The organism is Streptosporangium jomthongense (assembly GCF_042650425.1).
Classification (GTDB): domain Bacteria; phylum Actinomycetota; class Actinomycetes; order Streptosporangiales; family Streptosporangiaceae; genus Streptosporangium.
The window spans coordinates 192767-216602 of record NZ_JBHSBC010000048.1 but is presented as its reverse complement, the minus strand read 5'-3'; the positions used below and the strand labels follow the sequence as shown (position 1 = coordinate 216602).

Below are 23836 nucleotides of genomic sequence, written 5' to 3'. Positions count from 1 at the left end.
GAGCTGACCGGTACTAATAGGCCGAGGACTTGACCTCAAGGTTGTTTTTGTCCATCGCAGACCATGGTTGTGGTGTGGTGGGGTTTTGCTCGCGTCCACTAGGCAATTCTGAGACAGCAAACACCCGTGTTGGTGCGGTGGTTGTTTGTGTGTTTCATAGTGTTACGGCGGTTATGGCGAAGGGGAAACACCCGGTTACATTCCGAACCCGGAAGTTAAGCTCTTCAGCGCCGATGGTACTGCACCGGGGACGGTGTGGGAGAGTAGGTCGCCGCCGGACAATTTTTTGTGGGGGGTCATCCTTTGGGGTGGCCCCCCTTTTTTTGTTTTTCAGGGGTGTGTGCGTAGGTGGGGTGGTTGTGGGCTGCCCCCCGTTTTTTGTTTGTGTTTGGCTGTTGGGGTTGTTCCCTGGGTGTGGGGTGGCGAAGGCCGCCCCTTTTTTGTGTGGGTTCCCCGCGGGGTTGGTTCTGGGTTCCCTGGGGTTTTTGGTGTGGTGTGGTGGTGTTCCAGGCGGGGCGTGGGGGGTGGCGGGAGCTGTCCTCCTTTTTTGTGTATGTCTGGCTTTGGGGTGCGTGTGGGTGTTTGAGGGGCGGCGGTAGCTGCCCCTTTTTGTTTCAGGAGCGGGGTGGGAGGGCGTGGAGTTCGCCGGACAGGACGGTTACCGCTCGGCCGGCCAGCTCCACCCGGTCTCCCCGTACGGTCGTGCGAACCAGGCCGCCACGCTCGGACAGCTGGGCGCCGAGCAACGTGTCCGAGCCGAGCCGGCTCGACCACCAAGGTGCCAGGGCACAGTGGGCCGAACCGGTCACCGGGTCCTCCGGGATGCCGACCCGGGGGGCGAAAAACCGGGAGACGTAGTCCACGCCAGGCTGCGATGCTTGGGCCGTGACGATGATCCCTCTCGCGTCCACGGCCTCCAGCGCGCGGAGGTCGGGAGAGGCGGCCCGTACCGCCTCCTCGGACTCGACCTCGACCAGATAGTCCCAGACGTTCTTACCGACCCACCGGGGCTCGACCCCGAGTGCCGCCAGTAGCCCTTCGGGAGGGGCGACCTCCTCAAGGGTCTTACCGGGGAAGTCCATGCTGATCAGGCCGTTGTTCTCCCTGGTCGTGGACAGGATTCCGCTCCTGGTGCTGAACCTGAGGGTGTCCGGCGCGGGCCCGGTGGAGTAGAGCACATGCGCCGCGGCCAGCGTCGCGTGACCGCAAAGATCAACCTCGGTCTTCGGCGTGAACCAACGCAGGGAGTACGGCTCGCCGGGCTGTCCGCCGAGCAGGAACGCGGTCTCGGAGTGCCGCATCTCCGCGGCGAGGTCCTGCATCCAGCCGTCCGGCGTGGGGTTATCGAGTATACAGACCCCCGCCGGGTTGCCCTTGAAAAATTGATCAGTAAACGAATCAACTGTGTATATATGCATGGCGTAACTCTAGCCATGTGGGAGATAAGCAGCCCAAAGCGGGTAGAGAGGCCAGACAGGACCGGTGCGCTAGCCGTACAAAGTGGGAATATGCGCTGGGCGTGTCGCGCGGCGAACCTTACTTCGTCGGTTAACGTCCAAGGTTGTAGGGACAGGCCGAGTACGGCGCGGTCCTGTAGGAAAGGACAAGCCGATGGGGGCAGTGCGTAAGGTGGCGAGCTACCTGGGGCTGGGTGGAGCTGAGGACTACGACGAGGCCTACGACTACGAGGACGAGGTCGAGGGCGAGGACTGGCAGCCGGCCTCGGAGCGTGCGGCCAAGCGCTGGCGCGCCGTCGTCGAGCCCTCCCGCATCGTCATGCTCACTCCGCGTAAGTACAACGACGCTCCGATCATCGGCAAGCACTTCCGTGAAGGCCAGACCGTCATCATGGATGTCAATTGCATGAGCACCGCGGAAGCCACAAGAATGGTGGACTTCGCGGCGGGGCTGGCCTACGGCTGCGAGGGGCACATCGAGCGCATCGCGGAGAAAGTCTTCCTGCTGGCCCCCGCGGATGTGGAGATCACCACCGCCTGATCCCCGAAGTCACAGCGGTGCCCCGGGTCGTGTGAGGCCGTACGGCTAGGCGGCCCGGGGGCCCCTGCGCAGCAGGCGGGTGAGTTCCGCCAGGTCGGAGGTGGCTCCCTGGGCGCGTTTGTCGGCCTCACGGGCGTACTCGTGCAGGGCCCACACCGCGCCGTCGGCCAGTTCCCGCAGCTCGGAGAGCTGCTTCGTGACATATTCGGCGTCCGCCCGCTCACGTCGGCGGCGCGACCAGAGCTGGTGCGCCCCTCCCGCGGCCAGCAGTAGCGCCAGCACGGCGGGGGGCAGCGTGGCCGGGGTGACGGCCGCGACGACCAGGGCGGTCACCGCCAGGGCCAGCAGGGAGTAGGCGAGCCAGGGCTTGCCCAGGGTCTGCACGCCTTCCACGGCGATGTGCCGTTCGGCGGCGGCCAGGGATTCGGGGTCGGGACCCGAGGGCCGCAGGATCACCCGGTGACCGAGGAGCGGGATGGAGACCGACTCGGGCGGCGCCACCTGCGTGGCCCTGGTCAGGCTCTCCGCGGCGGTCCGTACGATCGGCGCGGCGACGTGCAGCGCGATGGCCGCGAGGGCCGGGTCGGAGGAGGGCCGCAGGTCGTCCAGCAGGTGCTCGGTGAGCGGCTTCTCCGGCCGCTGCGGCCCCTTCACGACGCGCTCCGGCCGCACCAGGCCGCGCAGTACGATCAGGGTCTCCTCCGCCGACCACAGGGCGCGTGACGTACGGCCCGTGCCGGCGGCCCTGGTCGTGGTGATCTCGGTGCAGCGGCCGAGCAGGCGGGTGAGCTGGGCGGAGGCCTGGACCGGCTGCGCCAACTCGGGGAACTCGGCCAGTTCGGGGAAGTCGACCAGCGAGGGCGGCACGACCATCGACGGTTCGTGCGGGGTCAGCGCGCTCAACCATCTGGCGGGTTCGGATCGTGAGGGTACGGCGACCGCGTCGAGTTTGCGGAGCACGAAGATCTTGCCCGCCGGGCCGTACGCTCCCTGGGCGGCGGCGAGCCAGAGCGCGCGCTGGCCGTGGGACACCGGACGGTCGAGGGACAGTTCGCCGAAGGCGGTGCCCATCCAGGAGGCGTGGATGCGTTCGCCCTGCCCGCACAGGGCCAGGGAGAGACACAGGAACAGGGCGGTGCGCCGATCGTCGAGTTGGGCGGCGCGGCCGAGCGGTTCGACGGCGTCCTGTCCCCGCAGGAGGAGCAGCAGGGCCTCGACGGCGGGGGACAGCCAGTAGTCGGGAACGTTCGTCGAGCTCGTGGGGGCGGGAATCGTGGAACAGGTGGCGTCGGCGGCCAGGTTCGTCAGGAGCGCCTCGGCGTAGCGGTGCAACTCCGTCTTGGCGTGAGGGTTCGCGGTCAGGTCCATGCTCAAGGCAGAGAACTCTCCGAAGTTGTGACCGATGACCGCGCCAGCGTAGTGCGATTCGGTCATCCCCCTCGGGAGGCGCGCCGAATCGAACTTTGCCGGATGATCACCTCGATTTGCCGAATCGAGGTGATCATCCGGCGGAACGGCTCACATACGGTCGGGTACCGGGACGCCGAGCAGGCCCAGACCGGTGTCCAGGACACGCAGGGTGAGGGCGCACAGGGCGAGCCGGGAGGCGCGCACGGCCGGGTCGACGTCGCTCTTCAGGACGGGGCAGTTCTCGAAGAACGTCGTGAAGGCGCTGGCGGTGTCGAAGAGGTAGGCGGCGAGCTTGTGCGGGGCGGAGCTTTCGGCCATCTCCGCGACGGCGGCACCGAACCCGAGCAGTCGCAGCGCCAGGGCCCGTTCGGCCGGGTGGCCGATGACGATCGGGCCGGTCGCCTGCGCCGGGTCGACCTCGCCCTTGCGGAAGATGGAGCGGATCCGCGCCTGGGCGTACTGCAGGTAGGGGCCGGTGTTGCCGGTCAGGGCGAGCATGCGGTCGAAGTCGAAGACGTACTCGCTGTCGTGACTGACCGACAGGTCGGCGTACTTGACCGCGCCTATGCCGACGGCGTGGGCGATCTCCCTGCGCTCCTCGTCGCCGTAGTCGCTGTCACGGATGACCTCGGCGGCGCGGACCTCTGCCTCGTTGAGGAGTTCGAGGAGTTTGACCGACTCGCCGCTACGGGTCTTGAACATCTTGCCGTCGCTGCCGAGCACGCTGCCGATCTGGACGTGCTCCGCGTGGACGTGGTCGGGCAGCCAACCGGCGATCTTGGCGGAGGCGAACAGCATCGACATGTGCTGGGCCTGGGTCGCGCCGATCACGTAGAGGAGCCGGTCGGCCTTGAGGTCCTGGACGCGGTAGCGGATCGTGGCCATGTCGGTGGTGGCGTAGCCGTACCCGCCGTCGCTCTTGCGGATCATGAAGGGGAGCGGCTGGCCCTCGCGCCCGGTGAAGCCGGGCGGGAAGACGCACAGCGCGCCGTCGCTGACGACGGCGATGCCGCGCTCCTGGAGCTCGTCGCAGACCTGGGCGAGCACGGGGTTGTACATGCTCTCGCCGGCGATGTCGTCGTCGGTCAGCGTGACGCCGAGCTGGGTGTAGACCTTGTTGAAGTAGCGGACGGTGGCGTTCATGAAGATGTGCCACAGCCGCATGGTCTCCGGCTCTTCGGCCTGGAGGGTGACGACCCGGGAGCGGGCGCGCTGGTTGAACTCCGGGTCGGAGTCGAACTTGGCCCTGGCCGCCTGGTAGTAGGCGTTGCCCTCGCCCGCCTCCAGCTGGGCGACGGCGGCCTTCTCGCCGATGTCGAGCAGGTGCTCGATGAGCATGCCGAAGGGGGTGCCCCAGTCACCCAGGTGGTTCTGCCGGACGACCCGGTTGCCGATGTGCTCGTGGACACGGGCCAGCGCGTCGCCGACGATGGTCGTGCGCAGGTGGCCGACGTGCATCTCCTTGGCGGCGTTCGGCGCGGAGTAGTCGATGACCACGGTCTGCGGGGAGCCGGTCAGGGCCACGCCCGTGCGCGGGTCGGCGAGCGACTCGTTGGCCTGGGCGGTGATCCAGTCGTCGGAGAGGGTGATGTTCAGGAAGCCGGGGCCGCTGACCTCGACGGTGCCGGGGAAGTCGGTGAGCCGGTCGGCGATCTCCTGGGCGACCTCCCGCGGGGCTCGTCGCAGTCGCTTGCTCAGACTCATCGCGACGTTCGCCTGGTAGTCGGCGAACTGCGAGGGACGGATCAGCGGGTCTGCGTCGGTGTACTCAGCACCGAAGGCGGCGCCCAGCGCCTGCTGGACGCGCTCGGTGAGCACGAGTTGCGGGTCGGTCATACCTCAAGGGTATCGGTTGGTCTGTCCTGAACCGGCGATTTATCGACCGGTCGCATGACCCGGAAGACGATCGTCAGGGCGAGCGCGGCGACCACGCTGATCGCGATCGAGACCACGTCGTCGGCGGGGTCGCTGAGGGTGAGCGCGAAGAACTCGCGGGTGAACGGTACGGCGAGGGACAGCGCGAACAGCACCACCATGGCCCCGACCAGTGTGACGCGCCACCACAGGTACGGCCTGGCGATCAGGACCAGCGCCCACCAGGTCACCAGGAAGAGGGTGATGACGGCCGCGGTACGGCTCTCCTCCGGGGTCGCGCCGCGGGTCTCGGCCAGGAGGTACGACAGGTGGACGGCCAGCGCGCAGACCACTCCCCAGGGGATCGCCAGGCGGAGCACCCGGGGCACGAACCCCGGTTTGGCCCGTTCGCTGCTCGGCGCGAGCGCGAGGAAGAAGGCGGGGACACCGATGGTCAGCGCGTTGACCAGCGTGGAGTGCCGGGGGGTGAACGGGAAGGCGAGCCCGAAGATTCCTGCGAGCAGCGACAGGACGAGCGCGTAGAAGGTCTTGGTGAGGAAGAGGCTGGAGACGCGTTCGATGTTGGCCAGCACCCGTCTGCCCTCGCCGACCACGGAGGGCAGGCTGGTGAAGTCGTCGTCCATCAACACGATCTGGGCGACCGCCCTGGTCGCGCCGCTGCCGGAGCCCATCGCCACACCGAGGTCGGCGTCCTTGAGGGCCAGGACGTCGTTGACGCCGTCGCCGGTCATCGCGACCGTGTGGCCCCTGGACTGCAGGGCGCTGACGAAGAGCCGTTTCTGGTGCGGGGTCACCCGGCCGAAGACGGTGTTCGTGTCGAGGATCTCGGAGAGTTTGTCCGGGTCGTCCTCCGGCAGAGTGCGGGCGTCGACCGCGTCGCGCCCGCCGGGGACGCCGAGAGCGGTGGCGATGGCGGAGACGGACTCGGGGTTGTCCCCCGAGATGATCTTTATGGCGACACCCTGTTCGGCGAAGTAGCGCAGGGTGTCGGCGGCCTCGGGGCGGATGCGCTGTTCGAGCACGACGAGGGCCCGGGGCTCGACGGAGCCCACGGGGTCGTTCAGGGTGGCGACCCTGCCGAGGGCGAGCACGCGCAGGCCGGTCGCGGCCAGGTCGGCGGCCTGGCCGTACCCGGGGGTCTCGGGGGTGAGCAGGACGTCGGCGGCGCCGAGGACCCAGGCGCCCTTGCCGGCGAACTCCGCTCCGCTCCACTTGCGGGCCGAGGAGAAGGGGACGGTCGTGGTCGCGCGCCAGCCGGGCGGGGCGGGGTGGGCGACCCTGATGGCCTGGACGGTCGGGTTGGGGGTCTCCTCCAGGTTGGCGAGCGCGGCCAGGGCCTCAGTGGTGAGCGAGGGGGTGAGCGGGTCGTCGGCGAGGGAACGCACCTCGGCCAGGTTCATGCCGCCCGCGGTGAGGGTGCCGGTCTTGTCGAGGCAGAGCACGTCGACCCGGGCCAGGATCTCGATCGCGGGGAGTTCCTGGACCAGGCAGCGGCGGCGGCCGAGCCGGACGACGCCGACGGCGAAGGCGATGCTCGTCATCAGCACCAGCCCTTCGGGGATCATGGTGACGATGCCCGCGACGGCGCCGGTGACGGCCTGGCCGAAGTCCTCCGCCTTGTTGAGCTGGCTCCAGGTGAGCAGCATGCCGATGGGGACGACCAGCCAGGTGATGTACTTGATGAACCTGGTGACACCCGCGCGCAGTTCGGAGTGCGCCAGGCCGAAGGCGCTGGCCTCCTGGGCGAGTTTGGCGGCGTAGGCGTCGTCACCGACCTTGGTCGCGACATAGGACCCGGTGCCCGCGACCACGAAGCTGCCGGAGAGCACCTGGTCGCCGACGGCCTTGTGCACCGGGTCGGCCTCCCCGGTGAGCAGGGATTCGTCGATCTCCAGGCCGCCGGAGCCCGTGATCTCGCCGTCGACCAGCAGGCGGTCGCCGGGGCAGAGCAGGATCAGGTCGCCGAGCACGACCTTCCTGGGCGGGATCTCGGTCTCCGCGCCGTTCCTTCTGACCCTGACCGGGGCCTCGTTGACGACGGCGAGCCGGTCGAGGGTGCGCTTGGCCCGTAACTCCTGGACGATGCCGATCGCGGAGTTGGCGACGATCACCAGCCCGAAGAGGCCGTCCTGCCACTGTCCGAAGATCATGATCAGGACCCAGAGCGCGGCGATCACCGCGTTGAACAGGGTGAGGACGTTGGCGCGGACGATCGCCGACAGCGACCTGCTCGACCGCCTGCTCACCTCGTTGACCTGTCCCCGGGCCGTGCGTTCGGCGATTTCGGCCGTGGTCAGCCCTCGGTCGGCCAGCTGCTCCACGTGTCGTCCCCCCGAGGTCGGTGCGAATCCCACCATACGGGGATGAGGAACGCCTGGGGCGTCACCACAGACGATGGGGACGGTGCGCGGCCAGGCGTTCGCCGACGCGGCCGACCACGCCGGTTCTGGCCAGCTCCGCCGCCAGCACGCACGCGGCGCTCACGCCGGTGGCCTGGGAGGCGCCGTGCGCGATGACCACCGTGCCGTTCAGGCCGAGCAGTACGGCGCCGCCGTGCACCTCGGGGTCGAGACGGCGCTGCAACCGCTTGATGCGGCCGCGTTGCAGCATGCCGCCGACCCTGGCGACGGGGCTCTCCTGGATCGTCCCGCGCAGTTCGGCGAAGGCGTAGCGGACGCTGCCCTCCATGGTCTTGAGCGCGACGTTGCCGGTGAATCCGTCGGTGACGATGACGTTGACGGTTCCGGTGAGCAGGTCGTGGCCCTCGACGTTGCCGGTGAAGTTCAGGCCGGGGGCGGCGGAGAGCAGTTCGTGGGCCCGTTTGACGAGCTTGTTGCCCTTCTCCGGTTCGCTGCCGATGGTCAGCAGGCCGATCCTGGGGTCCTCGATCCGCAGCGCGGTCTCGGCGTAGGCCGCGCCGAGGTGGGCGAACTGCACGAGCATCTCCGGCTTGACCTCGGCGTTCGCCCCGGCGTCCAGCAGGATGGTCGGGGAGGGCAGGGTCGGCAGGGCGACGGCGATGGCCGGTCTGAGCACTCCCTGCTGGCCACGGAGCCTGAGCTTGCCGGTGGCCACGATGCCCGCGGTCGATCCGGCGGAGACCACGGCCGACGCCTCGCCGCGCCGTACGAGGTGGCAGGCGACGGCGATGCTGGAGCGGGGGCGGCGCAGGCTGGCCAGGGCGCCCTCGTCCATGGCGAGCGCCTCCTCGGCGCGGACGATCGGGATCTCGGCGGTCGCGTCGTGGAGGGAGAGCGCCTCCTGGAGGGGGCGCGGCGCGCCGACGAGCACCACGCCGATCCCGTGCTCCCTGACGGCCTGTACGGCTCCCGCCACGATCTCGTGGGGAGCGTGGTCGCCGCCCATCGCGTCGAGGGCTATGGGCGCCATGTCCTGCGAAGCGGCATGTGAGGAGGCGTGCGGGGCGGCCGCTGCGGCGCGGGAAGCCTCGGTTTCGGGCAAGCGGTCACCTCGTGCGGGATGGTTTGTCCGCATCGTAGGCGTGCTCCGTGGTGAACGACGCAGTCGGGGGGACCGGGGCGTGTTTCCCAGGCCTCTCACGGAGGGGCTAGGGCCTGTCCGGGAGGTTCCAGTCGCTTCGCTCCCTGGAGACGATGATCTTACCGAAGGTCGCCTTGCCGGTGACCCTGATGACGGGGCCGTTGCCGGAGCCGACCCCGCCGGAGATGCCGCGCTTGGCGAACAGCGCGCCGACCTCGTCGATGACGTGGGCGTTCTCGGGAACCCTGACGATCAGCTTGCCGAACAGGGAGGTGACCTCCAGGGTGATCTCCCGGCCGGGCAGTACCGCGTCGGACAGGTCGACGATCAGCGCGCCGAAGGTGGAGGACAGCTTCGTGTGACGGCCCGCGATCCACCGGCCGCTCCTGACGACCTTGCTGAAGACCGCGCTGACCTCCTGGTTCTGGGCGCCCAGACCGCCGGACGGGGTCGTGACCTCCGGCAGGTCGTGGGTGATCGGGGCGAGTTCGCCGACCGTGACGGCGGAGTAGGTCGCCTCAAGACGGTCGGCGTGCTCGACGCTGGTGAGGCGCCCCGAGGCGAGGGCCTCGGCCAGTACGGTCGCCACCTGGTCGCGGTCGGCGTCTGAGGCGCGCAGGGCGGGGCCGGCGCCGTTGGCGCCGTTGAGGCCGGGGTCCCGTGACACGGGGGACAGGGGAGCGAACCGAGATGTGGGTTCTGGGGAGGTCATGGGGCGATTGTACGACTATTCGAGATATATCGCGATGGTGGATGGCAAAGAAATGACGAACCGGGGAACCGGCCGCTGAGCTGGTTACGTCCGGGTATATAAGCACCAACGACGCGCGAGAAGCGGGAGAGGTTTACGTCAAAAGCAACAAAAATCGGAGGTAAAACTTAGTGAGCGTACAAGAGAGCGTGGTGCGCGGGTTTCGCGCCTACACCGCGAAACACCTCGACGGCCTGTTGCGACGGGCCGGACTCGACGAGGAGAGCCGGATCCGGGTCAGGGCGGTCGCGACCGTGCTGCCCTTTCGCACGAACGCCTACGTGGTCGACGAGCTCATCGACTGGGCGGCGGCGCCCGACGACCCCCTCTACCGGCTGGTCTTCCCCCAGCCGGACATGCTGCCCGAGGCCGACGTCTCCCGGCTGGCCACCCTGCTGAGGGAGGAGGCTCCCCAGGGAGAGGTCCAGGCCGCGGCGCACGAGGTCAGGCAGCGGCTCAACCCGCATCCCGCGGGGCAGCTCAACCTCAACGTCCCCCGTGTCGGGGACGACCCGGTGCCTGGAATGCAGCACAAGTATCCAGAGACCGTCCTCTTCTTCCCCAAACAAGGACAGACCTGCCACGCCTACTGCACCTACTGCTTCCGATGGGCCCAGTTCATCGGCGAGCCCGACCTGAAGTTCGCCTCGGGCGACGTCGCGAGCCTGGTCGGCTACCTGAAGGAGCACCCCGAGGTGACCGGGGTGCTGATCACCGGAGGCGACCCCATGATCATGGGGGAGCCGGTGCTCAGGCGCTATCTGGAGCCGTTGCTCGACCTTGAGCAGCTGGAGTCGATCCGCATCGGCACCAAGTCGCTGGCCTACTGGCCGCAGCGCTTCGTGTCCGACCCGGACGCCGACGACACGCTGCGCCTGTTCGCCTCCGTGGTCGAGGCCGGCAAGAACCTGGCCTTCATGGCGCACTTCTCGCACCCCCGCGAGATGGAGCCGCCCGTCGTCAGGACCGCTGTCGAGCGGATCCGCGCGACGGGCGCGGTGGTGAGGACCCAGGCCCCGTTGATCAGGTCCATCAACGACCACCCCGAGACCTGGGCGTCCATGTGGCGTGCCCAGCAGACGATGGGCATGGTGCCGTACTACATGTTCGTCGAGCGGGACACGGGGCCCCAGGACTATTTCGCGGTTCCCCTGGCCAGGGGGTACGAGATCTTCAGGGACGCCTACGCGAGCGTCTCGGGGCTGTGCCGTACGGTGCGGGGGCCGTCCATGTCGGCGACGCCGGGCAAGGTGTGCGTGGACGGTGTCGCGGAGGTCGAGGGCAGGAAGGTCTTCGTGCTCCACCTCATCCAGGCGCGTGACCCCGGTCTGGTCGGACGGCCCTTCTTCGCGGAGTATGACCCGAAGGCGGTCTGGCTGACCGATCTGCGCCCCGCGTTCGCCGACCGCTTCCCCTTCGAACCCTCACTGGCCGAGCGCGTGCCCCTGGCCCGGCGGTTGACGGCCTGAGTTGACGGCCTGATCGGTCGGCCGGAAGGGGTTTCCGGCCGGTGCGTTTCCCGCAGCCCTCCGTGTTGATCGCTTTCTGCGGTGGATCAGAGGTTCTGCGGGTCCTGGGGGCGCGGGGGGCGGACGGAGGTACGGCGGGCGATCTGGGCCTGGAGCCTGGCCATCTGCCAGTGCAGCTCGATGAGCTGCTCGGCGAGTTGCAGGCGTGGAATCTCGGACGGGTCCTCTGTGGCCAGGTGGTCGATCGCGGCCGACAACTCTCGCATCGCGCGCTCCCACTCCATGACGACTTCCTCGGATCGAAACAACGTTCGAATCATAGCGGAACGTCGATCACGATGTCCGTCAATTGCCGTCCGGTGTGGCTCGTCCCGAGGTGGCGCGCCGCCGACCAGGCGGGACGCCGGCGGTCGTGACGCGACACGCCGGTGCCCGCCTGGGGACGGGTCAGTTCTCGTAGACCGGGGCGATGTAGCCGCGGGCCACGGTGTGGGCGGTGATGTTGAAGCCGACGACCGCGGGCGGGGAGTCGGGGCTCACGTCGAGCTTCTCCACGTCCAGGGCGTGCACCGCGAAGACGTAACGGTGCGGCCAGCCGGGCGGCGGGGCGGCGCCGCCGTAGGCGTTGATGGAGTAGTCGTTGCGGCCGTGCACGCCGAAGGTGGTGTCCGGGCCACCCGCGCCCGCGGGCAACTCGGTCACGTCGGCGGGGATGTCGAACAGCAGCCAGTGCCAGAACCCGCTGCCGGTGGGGGCGTCGGGGTCGAAACAGGTCACCGCGTAGCTGAGGGTGCCCTCCGGGGCGCCCGACCAGCGCAGGTGCGGAGAGACGTTCTGCCCGTTGGACCCCCACCGGTCGAACACGTGGGTCAGGGACAGGGTCTCGCCGTCGCGGACGTCGGCACTCTCGACGGTCAGCGCGGGAACCTGGGGCAGGAACTCATAAGGAATCGGTGGCCGTGAGGACACGGATTCACCTCCGATGGGAGCGTAGTTCTTGGTCGCTCCTCATCCTGCCCTGTCAGGTGATCACATAGGTGTCTCAGGCGTTGTAGGCGGCGAGGACCGTCTTGGGGTCGCCGTCCATCTTGATCTTGCCCTTGTGCAGCCAGATGACGCGGTTGCAGGTCTCCTCGATCACGTCGAGGTTGTGGGCGACGAGGAAGACGGTGCCCGCCTCCTCGCGCATCTGCATGATGCGCTCCTGGCTCTTGCGCTTGAACTCGCGGTCGCCGGTCGCCAGGGCCTCGTCGATGAGCAGCACGTCGTGGGCCTTGGCCGAGGCGATGGCGAAGCGGAGCCTGGCGCCCATGCCCGAGGAGTAGGTGGACATGGGGAACTGGACGAACTCTCCGATGCCGGAGAAGTCGACGATGTCGTCGTACCTCTCCTTGACCTGGGAGGGGGTCATACCCATGGCGTAGCAGCCGAGGACGATGTTGCGCTCGCCGGTCAGTTCGCGCATCAACGCGGCGTTGACGCCGAGCAGGGAGGGCTGGCCGTCGGTGTAGACCGCGCCCGAGTGCGGCGGCAGCAGTCCGGCGATGGCGCGCAGCAGTGTCGACTTGCCCGAGCCGTTGCGGCCGATGATGCCGATGGCGTCGCCGTGGTAGGAGACGAAGGACACTCCCCGTACGGCGTGCACCTCCTTCATCTCCGGCCTTCCCTGGCGCTTGACCAGGCGCATCAGGGCGTTGGCGGCGTTGCCCTTCTCGCTGTCCGAGGCCGCGCCGTACACGCGGTAGATGATGTGCAGGTCGTCCACGATGACCGTCGGGGTGCCCGCGCGGGGGTGTGGAGCCTTCTCCGGAGCGGGATGCACTCTGACGTCCGTGCTGGGGACGGCAGGCTTGTCGGCCTTCACTTGGGGCAGCTCCTCGGTCAACTCAGCCACGGCCGTACTTCTCCTCGGCTCGCCAGAAGTACCAGAAGCCACCGATCAGGGCGAACAGTGCCCAGAATATGCAGGTGAACCACACCCAGGGGCGGGTGGGGTGGAACTGGATGAGCAGGTCGCGCATCAGTTCGATGTAGGAGGCCGCCGGGTTGAAGTACATGAGGTCGGCGATCCACTGGGGCATGTGCCCTTGGGCGACGACCCTGTCCTGGATGGAGAAGAACACCCCGGAGGCGTAGAGCCAGGTGCGCGTGATGAAGGGCAGCAGCTGGTTCAGGTCACGTGCGGTCGAGCCGACCCTGGCCAGGACCATGCTGGCGCCGATGTTGAACATCGTCTGCAGCAGCAGGGCGACCGGGATCAGCAGCCACATCCAGGTGATCGGCTGGCCGGTGACCAGCACGAGCACCATCAGCACGCCCATGGAGATCAGGACCTGCTGGAACTCCTGGATCGTGTAGGCCAGGGGAAGCGCGGCCCTGGGGAAGTGCAGGGCGCGGATGAGCGACAGGTTTCCGGAGATCGACTTCGCGCCGCTGGTCACCGAGCGCTGGGTGTAGGTGAAGACGAACACCCCGGTGACGAGGAAGGCGATGTAGACGTTGGGGTCCATGTTGCCCCGGGCGCCCAGGATCACGCCGAACATCAGCCAGTAGATCGCCGCGTTGAGTAGGGGCGTCAGGACCTGCCAGAGTTGGCCCAGGGCTGAGGTGCTGTACTTCGAGACGTTGCGCGAGGTCGCGTACGTCATGACGAAGTGCCGTCGTTCCCACAGTTGGCGTAGGTAGACGGTCAGACGAGGGCGTGCGATGGCACGCCGAAGTCCGTAACGCTCGGCGAGCTTGGCCAGCGGCTCCTGCGGCTTGGCAGGGGTGCCGTTACTCGGGCCGCCCGCCTGGGCGTCCGCGATCGCGGATTCCGGCTGGCTCATGGCAAGGACTCTATTGGATGCGGGTGGATGGGGTGCCTGCGGCGGTGGTCCGCCGCACACATTGGACGGGATCTCCGAGAAAGAGGTTCCAGGGCAATTGTGCGGTTCGCCGCCGGAGCCTCGAACCCCCCGCGACCTCGCCAACGTTAGCCCAGCCGCGGCCCACCCGTGGGCGATGAACGCGAGCATCCTGGACGCGAGGGTATTTTTGCGTGACCCTTCCCGTATCGCATATGACTCTATGTCGGCTTTATATCCTGCTGTGAAGTTGGGCTGGGCCAGTTGGCGGCCGTACGGCATCCGCCGGGCGTGTACGTGACCGAACTGCAACATCACAGAGACAACTCGGTGTGGAGCGGTGCGGGATAGTCGCGTCCGACCGGTGTGACGTCGGCGCGTCAGCCGGGACGGCGGGAGCGGAGGGCACGAGATCCTCCGCCGGTCGCGCGGGCTTCGGTAGTCCGCGGCGGCGCCGCCTGCAAAGGGAGGAAACACCGTAATGCGCGTTACTAAGGGCGCACAGGTCATCGCTGGTATCGCGCTGCTCGCTCTCGGCCTGGCCGCGTGTGGCGGACAGGGGGCGACGGGCACGGCGGCGGGCGATCCGCCGGTACGTATGCGGATCGCCGAGCCACAGAAACCGTTCTACCCGGGTGACACCATCGAGACCGAGGGCGCCGAGGTGCTCGGCGCGGTCTTCGCCCCGCTGGTGAGCTACAACGACGACAAGCAGGTCGTCAACAACGTCGCCGACTCCATCAAGACCAGCGACAGCCGGGTCTGGAAGATCGTGCTCAAGTCGGGCTACACCTGGCACAACGGGGAACCGCTGATCGCCGAGAACTACGTCGACGCGTGGAACTACGCCGCCAACCGTGACAACGCCCAGGGCGCCAACAGCTTCTTCAGCCGCATCGAGGGCTGGGAGGACCTGAACCCGCCGGAGGGCAAGCCGGTCACCGTCAAGGCGATGCGGGGCCTCAAGGCCCTTGACGAGCACACCCTCCAGGTCACGCTGAGCAAGCCGTTCTCCCAGTTCAAGACGATGCTCGGCTACGTCGCCTTCTACCCGCTGCCCAAGGCCGCCTTCGACGACAAGGGCAAGGTCACCGAGACCTACGCCAAGCAGCCGATCGGCCAGGGCTACTTCAAGATGGACCGGCCGTACAACAAGGGCGTCGACCAGACGATCGACCTGACCCGCTACGACAGCTTCCCCGGCACGAAGCCCAAGTTCGACAAGCTCCAGTTCAAGATCTACGCGGACTCGGAGACGGCCTTCAACGACCTGCGCTCCGGCGGGCTGGACATCCACGACGCGCTGCCGCCCGCGGCGATCGCCAGCGCCAAGGCCGAGCTGGGTGAGCGCTACATCGACCAGGCGGACGCCGGTATCGGCTACATCGGCTTCCCGCTGCAGTTCAACAGCACCTACTCCAACATCAAGGTCCGCGAGGCCATCTCGATGGCGATCGACCGCAAGACGATCACCGAGACGGTCTTCGCCGGGACGCGCTCCCCGGCCGACGACTTCATCAACCCCCTCCTGGACGGCTACCGCCCCGGCATCTGCGCGGCCTGCACCTACGACCCCGCCAGGGCCAAGATCCAGTACGAGGAGAACAACGGCCCCAAGCTGATCGAGCTGGGCTACAACACCGACGGCGCGCACAAGGAGTGGATCGAGGCCATCGCCAACAACCTCCGCGCCAACCTCGACGTCGAGGTCAAGGTCAAGACGTTCGAGAAGTTCGCCATCCTCCTCGACGGCCTGGTCAAGAAGGACTACGGCGGCATGTTCCGGATGGGCTGGTTCATCGACTACCCCTCGGTCGAGAACTACCTGACCCCGGTCTTCTCCACCAACGCCATCAAGACCGGTTCCAACTACGCGGGCTGGTCGAACAAGGAGTTCGACGACCTGCTGACCCAGGGCGACGGCGCGACCTCGCTGAAGGACGGCCTGAGGTACTACCAGCAGGCCGACGACATCCTGGTCAGGGAACTGCCGTACATCCCGATCTTCTACTACCGCACCAACGCGGCCTACTCCCAGCGCATCAGGGGACTGAAGATCAACCTGATCAACCTGGTCGAGTGGAACAAGATCGAGAAGGTCGGCTGAGAGAGGGCGGGGCCGTTCCCCGGCGCCGGGAGCGGCCCTGACGGGTCCCGGCGCCGTGTGAGCGACCGGCCCGGGAAGAGCGTCCCCGACGTGGTACGTACCGGAGGCTGAATGGGCCGCTACATCATCAGGCGCCTGGTCCAGGCGATCCCTGTCCTGCTTGGCGCGACCCTGCTCGTCTACGCCGTGGTCTTCGCGCTGCCCGGTGACCCCGTGGAGGTGCTCGCCGGGGACAAGCGGATGGACCCGCACATCGCCGCCGTCCTGCGGGAGAGGTACCACCTGGACGACCCGTTCCTGCTGCAGTACTGGCACTACCTCACCGGCCTGTTCCACGGCGACCTGGGCGTCACGGTCTCCGGCGGGTCGGTCTCCGACATCCTGGCGGGCCGGTTCCAGGTGACCGCCAACCTGGCGATGACGGCCCTGGTCATGGAGGCGCTCGCCGGGGTGGGCCTCGGCCTGTACGCCGCGCTGCGCCACGGCAGGGCGCAGGACTCGCTGGTCCTGGCCGCCACGCTGATACTGATCTCCATCCCGCCCCTGGTCACCGGCTTCGTGCTGCAACTGCTGCTGGGCGTCAGGCTCAAGCAGGCCGGGCTCGACCTCTTCCCCGTCGCGGGCCTGGCCGAGGGGTGGCGCGGCTACCTGCTGCCCGGCCTCGTGCTCGCCGGGACCTCGATCGCCTACCTGACCAGGCTCACCAGGACCAGCCTCGTGGAGACGCTGCGCGCCGACTACATCCGCACCGCGACCGCCAAGGGGCTGCCCCGGCGCCGGGTCGTCGGCAGGCACGCGCTGCGCAACGCGCTGATCCCGCTGATCACCTATCTCGGCGCCGACTTCGGCACGCTGATGGGCGGCGCGGTGATCACCGAGACGGTCTTCAACCTGCCCGGCATCGGTCAGCAGCTGTTCACCTCGGTCTCCCTGCGCGAACAGCCCGTCGTCGTGGGCGTGGTGACGCTCCTGGTGCTGATCTACGTCCTGGCGAACCTGGTCGTCGACCTGCTCTACGCCGTGCTCGACCCGAGGATCCGCTATGAGTGAGACCGCGGCCGGGCGCCGGGGGCGAGGCGGGTCGACCGGCGGCAGGCACGCCAGGGACACACCCACGGGGCCGGCGGGCGGGCCGTCCAAGCCCGCGAGCCTGTGGAGCGACGCCTGGCAGGACCTGCGGCGGCGGCCGATGTTCGTCGGCGCGGCCTTCGTCATCGCCGTCTTCCTCCTGATGGCGGCCTTCCCCTGGCTGTTCACCTCGATCGACCCGCACAACGCCGCGACCTGCCACCTGTCGGACGCCAGGCAGGGGGTGGGCGACCTGCACTGGTTCGGCACCGACAACCAGGGCTGCGACGTCTACGCCCGCAGTGTGTACGGCGCCCGCAACTCGGTGGTGATCGGCGCGACGACCGCCGCCCTGACCGCGCTGGTCGGCGGCCTGCTCGGCCTGCTGGCCGGGTTCGCGGGAGGGGCGCTCGACGCCCTGCTGTCCCGGGTCACCGAGATCTTCTTCGCGATCCCCTCGGTCCTCGGCGCCCTGCTCATCCTGTCGGTCTTCCGCACGGGAAGCGTCTGGACGGTCGTCCTGGCGCTGGCCGTACTGGCCTGGCCGATGACGTTCCGCATCACCAGGGCGGCGGTGATCACGGTGAAGGGGCAGGAGTACGTGCTCGCCGCGCGGGCGCTCGGCGCCTCCGCGGGGCGGATCATGTTCCGGCACATCATGCCCAACGCGATCGCCCCCGTGATCGTGGTCGCCACGATCAACCTCGGGACGTTCGTCGCGGCCGAGGCCGGGCTCTCCTTCATCGGGGTCGGGCTCCAGTCGCCCGACATCTCCTGGGGGCTCATGATCTCCGACGCCAGGAGGCGCTTCCTTGAGGCCCCGGAGCCGTTGCTGTTCCCGGCACTGTTCCTGAGCCTGACCGTGCTGGCCTTCGTCATGCTGGGCGACGCCGTACGCGACGCCCTCGATCCGAAACTGAGGTAGGGAAAGCCGTGTGGAGGTCCTCGACGGCCGAGCGGGACGGGCACGTCCCCGGCGGGGAGGCGCTGCTGGCCGTGGACGGCCTGCAGGTGGAGTTCGTCACCAGGCAGGGCGTGGTCAAGGCGGTCAACGGCGTCAGCTACCGGATCGATGCGGGGGAGACGCTCGCCGTACTCGGTGAGTCGGGCTCGGGCAAGTCGGTCACCGCGCACGCGATCATGGGGCTTCTCGACACGCCGTCCGTCCGTGTCCCGGCCGGAACGATCCGTTTCCACGGCACCGACCTGCTCGCGCTGCGGGAGGACGACCGGGCCAGGATCAGGGGGCGGCGGATCGCGATGGTCTTCCAGGACGCCCTGTCCGCGCTGAACCCGGTCTTCACCGTGGGCGCGCAGATCGGGGAGATGTTCCGGGTGCACGAGGGCGTGTCGTGGCGGGAGTCGGAGCGCAGGGCCGTCGAACTGATGGACCGGGTCCGCATCCCCGCCGCCGCGCAGCGGGTGCACGACTACCCGCACCAGTTCTCCGGAGGCATGCGCCAGCGCATCATGATCGCGATGGCGATCGCGCTCGGTCCCGAACTGCTCATCGCCGACGAGCCGACCACGGCGCTCGACGTGACGGTCCAGGCCCAGATCATGGACCTGCTGGCCGAGCTGCGGCGGGAGAGCGGCATGGCGATGATCCTGATCACCCACGACCTCGGCGTGGTCGCCGACACCGCCGACAGGATCGTCGTCATGTACGGCGGTCGCGTCGTCGAGACCGCTCCCGTGCACGAGGTCTACCAGGCGCCCGCGCACCCCTACACCAGGGGCCTGCTGGAGTCGATCCCCCGCCTCGCCCGCAAGGGCAGGGCGTTGCCGGCGATCGAGGGCACCCCGCCGGACCCGCTGGCCATGCCCTCCGGCTGCGCCTTCCACCCCCGGTGCTCCTACCGTCAGGACAACTGCGTCACCGACGCGCCGCCGCGCTACCGGATCGGGCCGACACGCGACAGCGCCTGCCACTACTGGAGAGAGGTCCTCGATGGCAGCCACGGGTGAACCGATCCTGGAGGTCGGCGGCCTGGTCAAGCACTTCCCGATGTACCAGGGCGTCGTCATGCGGCGGCGGATCGGGGAGATCAGGGCGGTCGACGGGGTGTCCTTCACGCTCAGGCGCGGCGAGACGCTCGGCATCGTCGGTGAGTCGGGCTGCGGCAAGTCCACCCTGGCCAGGCTCCTGATGGCCCTGGAGAGGCCGACCTCGGGCTCGGTGCGGATCAACGGACGCGAGATCACCCGGGCCAGGGGCTCCGAGCTCAGGCAGGTCCGCCGCAACATCCAGATGGTCATGCAGGACCCCTACACCTCGCTCAACCCCAGGATGACCGTCGGCGACATCGTGGGAGAGCCGTACGAGGTCCACAGGAAGGTCGTCCCCAAGCGTGAGCGGCGCCGCATGGTGCAGGAACTGCTTGAGGTGGTCGGTCTCAACCCCGACCACGTGGACCGCTACCCGCACCAGTTCTCCGGCGGTCAGCGGCAGCGCGTCGGCATCGCCAGAGGGCTGGCGCTCAGGCCGGAGATCATCATCTGTGACGAGCCGGTCTCCGCACTCGACGTCTCGATCCAGGCCCAGGTCGTCAACCTGCTCGAACGGTTGCAGGACGAGTTCGGCCTGGCCTACGTCTTCATCGCCCACGACCTGTCGGTCGTCCGTCACGTCTCCGACCGGATCGGCGTGATGTATCTCGGCAAACTGGTCGAACTCGGCGCGGAGGCCGACGTCTGCGAGCGGCCGGCCCACCCCTACACCCAGGCGCTGCTGTCGGCGGTGCCGGTGCCCGACCCCCGGGGCCGCGAGACACGGGGGCGGATCGTCCTGCAGGGCGACCCGCCCTCACCCGCGAACCCGCCGTCGGGCTGCCGCTTCCGCACCCGGTGCTGGAAGGCCAGGGACGTGTGCGCGGAGCAGGAGCCGCCGCTGCAGGCGCGGTTCAGCACCGGGCACGCCGTCGCCTGTCACTTCGTCTGACCCCTCCTCAGAGGGATTCGAGAGGGGCACGGCGGGGGCCCGAGGACAGGCGCACGTGCGCGCCCGGCGGCAGCGCGAGCCGCTGGGAGGCGTCCCCGGCGTTGACCGCGAGCGCGACCAGCCCCGCCGAGTCGGTGAAGGCGACCAATTCGCCGGGAGACACCGCGGCGAAGGTCTCCCTGAACGGCACGGCGGCGTGCCTCCTGCCCAGCCAGACCACCAGGGAGCCGCCGGGCCGTACGCCCACGACCGCCAGGTCGGCCGCGCTGACCGACAGCTGGACGTTGCCGTGGCCGTCGACAGAGAGGACCTCGCCCTCGACCTCGTCGTCACGCACCAGCGACGTCGGCGCGCGCAGCGCGACCAGCCGCTCCGGCGGGATCGGCGGCCCCAGCTCCGCGAGGGGCAGTCCGGTCGCCACCCGCGCCGCCACGGGGGCGAAGACGTCACGGCCGTGGAAGGTCGGGGAGACCGGCTTCCTGAACAGGTCCTCGTTGGTGAGCTCGTAGGCCGTCCGCGCCCCGCCCGCGGCGGAGACCGCCCATGAGAGCACCCCGTTGTCGGGGCCGAGGAAGACGTGTTCGCCGGCCTCGATCGCCACGGCTCTGCGCGAGGCGCCGACCGGGCTCACCGCGGCGACGTGGACGCCGGGCGGGAGATGGGGGATCGTCTGGGCCAGGATCGCCGCGGCGCGCCGTACGTCTCCGGTGGGGACCAGGTGGCACACGTCGATGATCCGGGCCTGCGGCGCCGTCAGGACGATCACACCGTGGCAGGCGGCGACGTAGCCGTCCGCCAGCCCGTAGTCGGTGAGAAGGGTGATCACTGGAGTCACATCTGGTGACTGTACGTCTCCGAACCGGCCATGAACAGCAGGAAATTCCCGACTATCCTGGCATCGCGCGGAGCCGTACGGCCTGCGGGGGCGCGACGGGAGGCGACAGCGATGGACGATGTGCCACCTCCCGGCGAGGGGACGGGACCGGAGAACGCTCCCAGGCCCCTCACCGAGAAGGAACGGGAACTGCTGGCCTTCGAGCGCCGCTGGTGGCGCCGTCCCGGGGCCAAGGAGCAGGCGGTGCGGGAGGCCTTCGGCATCTCGGCGACCCGCTACTACCAGCTGCTCGCCGAGCTGATCGACCGGCCGGAGGCGCTCGCCCACGACCCGATGCTGATCAAGCGCCTGCGCAGGCTCCGCGAGACGCGCAGACGCGAGCGCGCGGCCAGGAGGCGGGGACTACGTCCCTGACGTCCGGGGTAGAGCCGGTCATGCGCGCCTGACGCCGCGCCGTACGATCCTGGCCTGACGACGAGCGGGAGAACACCCCATGGAGACCCCCGAAGGACTGCGCGCGATCCTGGCCGACCCCGCCGGAGCGGTGATCGGCCTCGACTTCGACGGCACGCTCTCCCCGATCGTGCCCGACCCCGACGCGGCCAGGATCCACCCGCGCGGCCCGGAGCTGCTGGCCAGGCTGGGCGGACGGGTCCGCGCCGTGGCGGTCGTGACGGGCCGTCCCGCCGCGACGGCCGTCGAGTACGGCTCGCTGGCCGAGGTGCCCGGGGTGGTTGTGCTCGGCCACTACGGTCTCGAACGCTGGGAGGCGGGCACGCTCACCGCCCCGCCCGTCCACCCCGGCCTGGACAGGGCCAGGGCCGAGCTGCCCCGGCTGATCGAGGGCGTCGCGGGCGCCAGGTTCGAGGACAAGGAGCGCTCGGTCGCCGTGCACACCCGGGGGACCGCCGAACCGCAGGCCACGCTTGAGGCGCTGCGCGACCCGGTCGCCAAGCTCGCGGCCGAGGTGGGGCTGGCGGTCGAGCCGGGCAAGTTCGTGCTGGAGCTGCGGCCTCCGGGGACGGACAAGGGGGCGGCGCTCGGTGCCTTCCTCGCCGAACGCGGGGCGCGCTCGGTGCTGTTCGCCGGTGACGACCTGGGGGATTTGGCGGCCTTCGCCGCCGTACGGGCCTCGGGGCTGCCCGGCGTGACGGTGTTCAGTGGTTCGGCCGAGGCGAGCGCGGAGGTCGCCGCCCAGGCCGACATCGTCGTGGACGGCCCGGAGGGGGTGATGGACCTGCTGGCGTCGATCGCCGATGCCATTGAACGTTAAGTGACCGACAAGTGGGGACGGTTAACGTCCCCGGCATGAGAAAACTCGCCTTCGCCGCCGCCGTGCTCGCCGGCGCCACCCTGTTCACCGTTCCCCAGGCGGCCTCGGCCTCGACCGCGCAGGCCTCGGGAACCCTCACCTTCCGCGGCATGACCCTCAAGCTTCCCTCGGGCTGGCGGGTATACGGCGGCGCTGACGGCGTCAAGGTGGTCACGGGAAGGTGCGCGAAGCCGCACTCGGCGTATTTCACCCCGAACTGTGAGGCGTTCTGGGTCTTCGGCCCCAAGCAGATCAAGTACGGGCGTGAGCTGTTCTCCGCCTACCGGGGGGACCAGCCGTACTACCCCGCCACCGACGTGCAGCGCTGCCCGTTCGACGCCAAGAGCGGCCAGACGTTCGGCAACGCGTACGCCTCGGGGCTGCGGCAGGTGGGACGCGGGCACAAGGCCGCCTTCAAGGGCTGGCGCGGCGAGTGCTACAGCTACAACGGCAGCAAGCGGACCGGGACCTTCCACCAGCGTGAGTGGTTCCTGCCCACCTCGAAGATCCTCGTCGTGGACGTGTGGGACAACCCGCGCCTGGCGTCGGTGCTCGCGGCGGCTACCTGGAGCTGACCAGGATGCCGCCGACGGCCAGCACGATCATCACGGGCACCATGAGGAAGGCCTGCTGGGTGCCGGACACGTCGGCGAGCGCTCCCAGCAGGAAGGGCCCGACACCTGTCGCCGAACTCGAATAGAGGGAGGCGACGCCCGTCGCCCGCTCGGGACGTCCGGCCGTGGCCGTCAGCACCCGTGAGAGCGCGAGCGGGAAGTGCAGCGAGACCCCCACTCCTGAGACGAGCAGCCCCGCGTAGGCCGCCGGCGGGGCCGTACTCGTCCAGAACAGCAGCCAGCCGACGAAGGTGAGCCCCAGCGCGCCGATGAGCAGCGATGCGGGCGGGATCCGCAACGCCAGCCTGGCCCCGCCGAAGCGCCCGAGCGCCAGCCCGGCGGTGAAGGCGGTCAGCGCGCTCGCTGCGACCGCCGCGGACAGGCCCGTGTTGTCGCTGACCAGCTTGGCCGCCCAGAGGTTGAACGAGAACTCAAGCCCGACGCAGCAGAACAGCACCGTCCCCGCCAGGTGGAAGCGCATGCCGAGCCCCGGGGAACCCGCGCTCCCGGAGGGCGCCGCCTGCTCCTCCCGGGCGGGCGTGGGAACCCACACGCGGCCCATGGCGAGCGCGAGCAGCACGGTCAGCAGCGGGGTGAGCAGCAGCGCGGTCCGCCAGCCGAGCGCGCTCTGCGCCGCGAGACTGACGACGAACGGGGCGAACAGGCCGATGGTCCCGCCGACCGCGTTGGCCTCACTGATCGCCGACGGCCCCGCGGGACCGTGGTGCCGGCCGAGGACGGACATGCTCGTGTAGAGACTGATCGAGCCCATCCCGCCCGCCAGGCAGTACGCGAGGAGCGTGACCTGCGGTGTGTGGCCGAGGACGACCAGCAGCACCCCCACGTTCATCCCGGTCAGGCCCGTCCAGACGGTGACGCGCGTGCCGAGGCGGCGGGTCAGCCGGGGCAGCGCGAGGCCGGTCAGGACGCCGCCGACGGCCATCATGGTGCCGTGCAGCCCGGCGACCGTCTGCGAGAGGCCCAGTTCGGCGCGGAGCATGGGCAGGGCGGCGCTGAGGCCGTACAGGTAGGTGGCGAAGACACCGAGCTGCAGGTAGACGAGCCAGGTCGGACGGTCACGGGTGAGCCTGGCGGTCACGGGTTCCCCC

22 protein-coding genes and 1 rRNA gene are annotated in these 23836 nt (G+C 69.1%); 11 read left to right on the top strand and 12 right to left on the bottom strand.

Annotated features, from left to right (window positions below; translation table 11 throughout):
• The first annotated feature begins 163 nt into the window (after window positions 1-163).
• Window positions 164-280, top strand: a 5S ribosomal RNA gene (gene rrf, locus ACFOYY_RS36825).
• 334 nt (window positions 281-614) lie between these two features.
• Here rrf and ACFOYY_RS36820 read toward each other — a convergent pair.
• A complete protein-coding gene (locus ACFOYY_RS36820; protein ID WP_386195875.1) occupies window positions 615-1418 on the bottom strand; it encodes a PhzF family phenazine biosynthesis protein in 804 nt (267 codons plus the stop codon).
• 193 nt (window positions 1419-1611) lie between these two features.
• Between ACFOYY_RS36820 and ACFOYY_RS36815 the strand changes: the two genes are divergently transcribed.
• Window positions 1612-1998: a cell division protein SepF gene (locus ACFOYY_RS36815; RefSeq protein ID WP_352014340.1), complete on the top strand. Its 387-nt coding sequence runs from the start codon at window positions 1612-1614 to the stop codon at window positions 1996-1998.
• Window positions 1999-2043: 45 nt separating this feature from the next.
• Here the strand turns inward: ACFOYY_RS36815 and ACFOYY_RS36810 are convergent, their stop codons facing one another.
• From ACFOYY_RS36810 to ACFOYY_RS36790, 5 genes are all read right to left on the bottom strand, one after another.
• Complete coding sequence (locus ACFOYY_RS36810) at window positions 2044-3366, bottom strand: hypothetical protein (protein WP_386195884.1); 1323 nt, start codon at window positions 3364-3366, stop codon at window positions 2044-2046.
• 150 nt (window positions 3367-3516) lie between these two features.
• Complete coding sequence (argS, locus tag ACFOYY_RS36805) at window positions 3517-5244, bottom strand: arginine--tRNA ligase (protein WP_362779176.1); 1728 nt, start codon at window positions 5242-5244, stop codon at window positions 3517-3519.
• On the bottom strand, window positions 5241-7604 hold the full coding sequence (locus tag ACFOYY_RS36800) for an HAD-IC family P-type ATPase (protein ID WP_386195872.1): 2364 nt from the start codon (window positions 7602-7604) through the stop codon (window positions 5241-5243). The genes argS and ACFOYY_RS36800 overlap by 4 nt, the downstream gene beginning before the upstream one ends.
• Window positions 7605-7665: 61 nt before the next feature.
• A complete protein-coding gene (gene plsX / locus ACFOYY_RS36795; protein ID WP_352014346.1) occupies window positions 7666-8673 on the bottom strand; it encodes a phosphate acyltransferase PlsX in 1008 nt (335 codons plus the stop codon).
• Between the two features lie 178 nt (window positions 8674-8851).
• Entirely contained in the window at window positions 8852-9451 is a 600-nt protein-coding gene (locus ACFOYY_RS36790; protein ID WP_386195869.1) for a DUF1707 SHOCT-like domain-containing protein, read from the bottom strand.
• Between the two features lie 215 nt (window positions 9452-9666).
• On the opposite strand from ACFOYY_RS36790, the gene ACFOYY_RS36785 reads away from it, so the two are divergent.
• Window positions 9667-11004: a KamA family radical SAM protein gene (locus tag ACFOYY_RS36785; protein WP_386195867.1), complete on the top strand. Its 1338-nt coding sequence runs from the start codon at window positions 9667-9669 to the stop codon at window positions 11002-11004.
• 86 nt (window positions 11005-11090) lie between these two features.
• Here the strand turns inward: ACFOYY_RS36785 and ACFOYY_RS36780 are convergent, their stop codons facing one another.
• From ACFOYY_RS36780 to ACFOYY_RS36765, 4 genes are all read right to left on the bottom strand, one after another.
• Window positions 11091-11288, bottom strand: a complete 198-nt coding sequence (locus tag ACFOYY_RS36780; RefSeq protein ID WP_352014335.1) for a hypothetical protein — start codon at window positions 11286-11288, stop codon at window positions 11091-11093.
• 163 nt (window positions 11289-11451) lie between these two features.
• On the bottom strand, window positions 11452-11973 hold the full coding sequence (locus ACFOYY_RS36775; RefSeq protein ID WP_386195865.1) for a YbhB/YbcL family Raf kinase inhibitor-like protein: 522 nt from the start codon (window positions 11971-11973) through the stop codon (window positions 11452-11454).
• A gap of 73 nt (window positions 11974-12046) precedes the next feature.
• The gene (locus ACFOYY_RS36770) at window positions 12047-12898 is read right to left on the bottom strand and encodes an ABC transporter ATP-binding protein (protein WP_362917539.1); all 852 of its coding nucleotides are present in this window, start codon (window positions 12896-12898) and stop codon (window positions 12047-12049) included.
• Window positions 12891-13832: an ABC transporter permease gene (locus ACFOYY_RS36765; protein ID WP_352014332.1), complete on the bottom strand. Its 942-nt coding sequence runs from the start codon at window positions 13830-13832 to the stop codon at window positions 12891-12893. Before ACFOYY_RS36765 ends, ACFOYY_RS36770 begins: the two co-directional genes overlap by 8 nt.
• Window positions 13833-14331: 499 nt before the next feature.
• On the opposite strand from ACFOYY_RS36765, the gene ACFOYY_RS36760 reads away from it, so the two are divergent.
• The 5 genes from ACFOYY_RS36760 to ACFOYY_RS36740 all read left to right on the top strand — a co-directional run bounded on the left by ACFOYY_RS36760 (window position 14332) and on the right by ACFOYY_RS36740 (window position 19966).
• Window positions 14332-15957: a peptide ABC transporter substrate-binding protein gene (locus ACFOYY_RS36760; protein ID WP_352014331.1), complete on the top strand. Its 1626-nt coding sequence runs from the start codon at window positions 14332-14334 to the stop codon at window positions 15955-15957.
• 111 nt (window positions 15958-16068) lie between these two features.
• Window positions 16069-17007 carry an ABC transporter permease gene (locus ACFOYY_RS36755; RefSeq protein ID WP_362917542.1) on the top strand — a complete coding sequence of 313 codons (939 nt, stop codon included), beginning with the start codon at window positions 16069-16071 and terminating at the stop codon, window positions 17005-17007.
• The gene (locus ACFOYY_RS36750; protein ID WP_352014329.1) at window positions 17000-17950 is read left to right on the top strand and encodes an ABC transporter permease; all 951 of its coding nucleotides are present in this window, start codon (window positions 17000-17002) and stop codon (window positions 17948-17950) included. The genes ACFOYY_RS36755 and ACFOYY_RS36750 overlap by 8 nt, the downstream gene beginning before the upstream one ends.
• A gap of 8 nt (window positions 17951-17958) precedes the next feature.
• On the top strand, window positions 17959-18993 hold the full coding sequence (locus ACFOYY_RS36745; protein WP_362917546.1) for an ABC transporter ATP-binding protein: 1035 nt from the start codon (window positions 17959-17961) through the stop codon (window positions 18991-18993).
• The gene (locus ACFOYY_RS36740; RefSeq protein WP_352014327.1) at window positions 18977-19966 is read left to right on the top strand and encodes an ABC transporter ATP-binding protein; all 990 of its coding nucleotides are present in this window, start codon (window positions 18977-18979) and stop codon (window positions 19964-19966) included. The genes ACFOYY_RS36745 and ACFOYY_RS36740 overlap by 17 nt, the downstream gene beginning before the upstream one ends.
• Before the next feature lie 7 nt (window positions 19967-19973).
• On the opposite strand, the gene ACFOYY_RS36735 is transcribed toward ACFOYY_RS36740, so the two are convergent.
• A complete protein-coding gene (locus ACFOYY_RS36735; protein ID WP_352014326.1) occupies window positions 19974-20801 on the bottom strand; it encodes an SAM hydrolase/SAM-dependent halogenase family protein in 828 nt (275 codons plus the stop codon).
• A 111-nt stretch (window positions 20802-20912) separates the two neighbouring features.
• Between ACFOYY_RS36735 and ACFOYY_RS36730 the strand changes: the two genes are divergently transcribed.
• From ACFOYY_RS36730 to ACFOYY_RS36720, 3 genes are all read left to right on the top strand, one after another.
• Window positions 20913-21215: a DUF3263 domain-containing protein gene (locus ACFOYY_RS36730; protein ID WP_362779199.1), complete on the top strand. Its 303-nt coding sequence runs from the start codon at window positions 20913-20915 to the stop codon at window positions 21213-21215.
• A gap of 79 nt (window positions 21216-21294) precedes the next feature.
• Window positions 21295-22074 carry a trehalose-phosphatase gene (otsB, locus tag ACFOYY_RS36725; protein ID WP_352014324.1) on the top strand — a complete coding sequence of 260 codons (780 nt, stop codon included), beginning with the start codon at window positions 21295-21297 and terminating at the stop codon, window positions 22072-22074.
• Window positions 22075-22109: 35 nt separating this feature from the next.
• On the top strand, window positions 22110-22688 hold the full coding sequence (locus ACFOYY_RS36720; protein WP_352014323.1) for a hypothetical protein: 579 nt from the start codon (window positions 22110-22112) through the stop codon (window positions 22686-22688).
• On the opposite strand, the gene ACFOYY_RS36715 is transcribed toward ACFOYY_RS36720, so the two are convergent.
• On the bottom strand, window positions 22675-23826 hold the full coding sequence (locus ACFOYY_RS36715) for an MFS transporter (protein ID WP_386195859.1): 1152 nt from the start codon (window positions 23824-23826) through the stop codon (window positions 22675-22677). The two genes, ACFOYY_RS36720 and ACFOYY_RS36715, sit on opposite strands and share 14 nt — an antisense overlap.
• Window positions 23827-23836: the final 10 nt, after the last annotated feature.

Bases quoted from the DNA above. Each gene is read 5' to 3' on its own strand.
- argS (WP_362779176.1), bottom strand. From the start codon at position 5,244: ATGACCGACCCGCAACTCGTGCTCACCGAGCGCGTCCAGCAGGCGCTG.
- ACFOYY_RS36815 (WP_352014340.1), top strand. From the start codon at position 1,612: ATGGGGGCAGTGCGTAAGGTGGCGAGCTACCTGGGGCTGGGTGGAGCT.
- ACFOYY_RS36760 (WP_352014331.1), top strand. From the start codon at position 14,332: ATGCGCGTTACTAAGGGCGCACAGGTCATCGCTGGTATCGCGCTGCTC.
- plsX (WP_352014346.1), bottom strand. From the start codon at position 8,673: ATGGCGCCCATAGCCCTCGACGCGATGGGCGGCGACCACGCTCCCCAC.
- ACFOYY_RS36750 (WP_352014329.1), top strand. From the start codon at position 17,000: ATGAGTGAGACCGCGGCCGGGCGCCGGGGGCGAGGCGGGTCGACCGGC.
- ACFOYY_RS36730 (WP_362779199.1), top strand. From the start codon at position 20,913: ATGGACGATGTGCCACCTCCCGGCGAGGGGACGGGACCGGAGAACGCT.
- ACFOYY_RS36810 (WP_386195884.1), bottom strand. From the start codon at position 3,366: ATGGACCTGACCGCGAACCCTCACGCCAAGACGGAGTTGCACCGCTAC.
- ACFOYY_RS36820 (WP_386195875.1), bottom strand. From the start codon at position 1,418: ATGCATATATACACAGTTGATTCGTTTACTGATCAATTTTTCAAGGGC.
- ACFOYY_RS36765 (WP_352014332.1), bottom strand. From the start codon at position 13,832: ATGAGCCAGCCGGAATCCGCGATCGCGGACGCCCAGGCGGGCGGCCCG.
- ACFOYY_RS36740 (WP_352014327.1), top strand. From the start codon at position 18,977: ATGGCAGCCACGGGTGAACCGATCCTGGAGGTCGGCGGCCTGGTCAAG.
- otsB (WP_352014324.1), top strand. From the start codon at position 21,295: ATGGAGACCCCCGAAGGACTGCGCGCGATCCTGGCCGACCCCGCCGGA.
- ACFOYY_RS36780 (WP_352014335.1), bottom strand. From the start codon at position 11,288: ATGGAGTGGGAGCGCGCGATGCGAGAGTTGTCGGCCGCGATCGACCAC.
- ACFOYY_RS36755 (WP_362917542.1), top strand. From the start codon at position 16,069: ATGGGCCGCTACATCATCAGGCGCCTGGTCCAGGCGATCCCTGTCCTG.
- ACFOYY_RS36720 (WP_352014323.1), top strand. From the start codon at position 22,110: ATGAGAAAACTCGCCTTCGCCGCCGCCGTGCTCGCCGGCGCCACCCTG.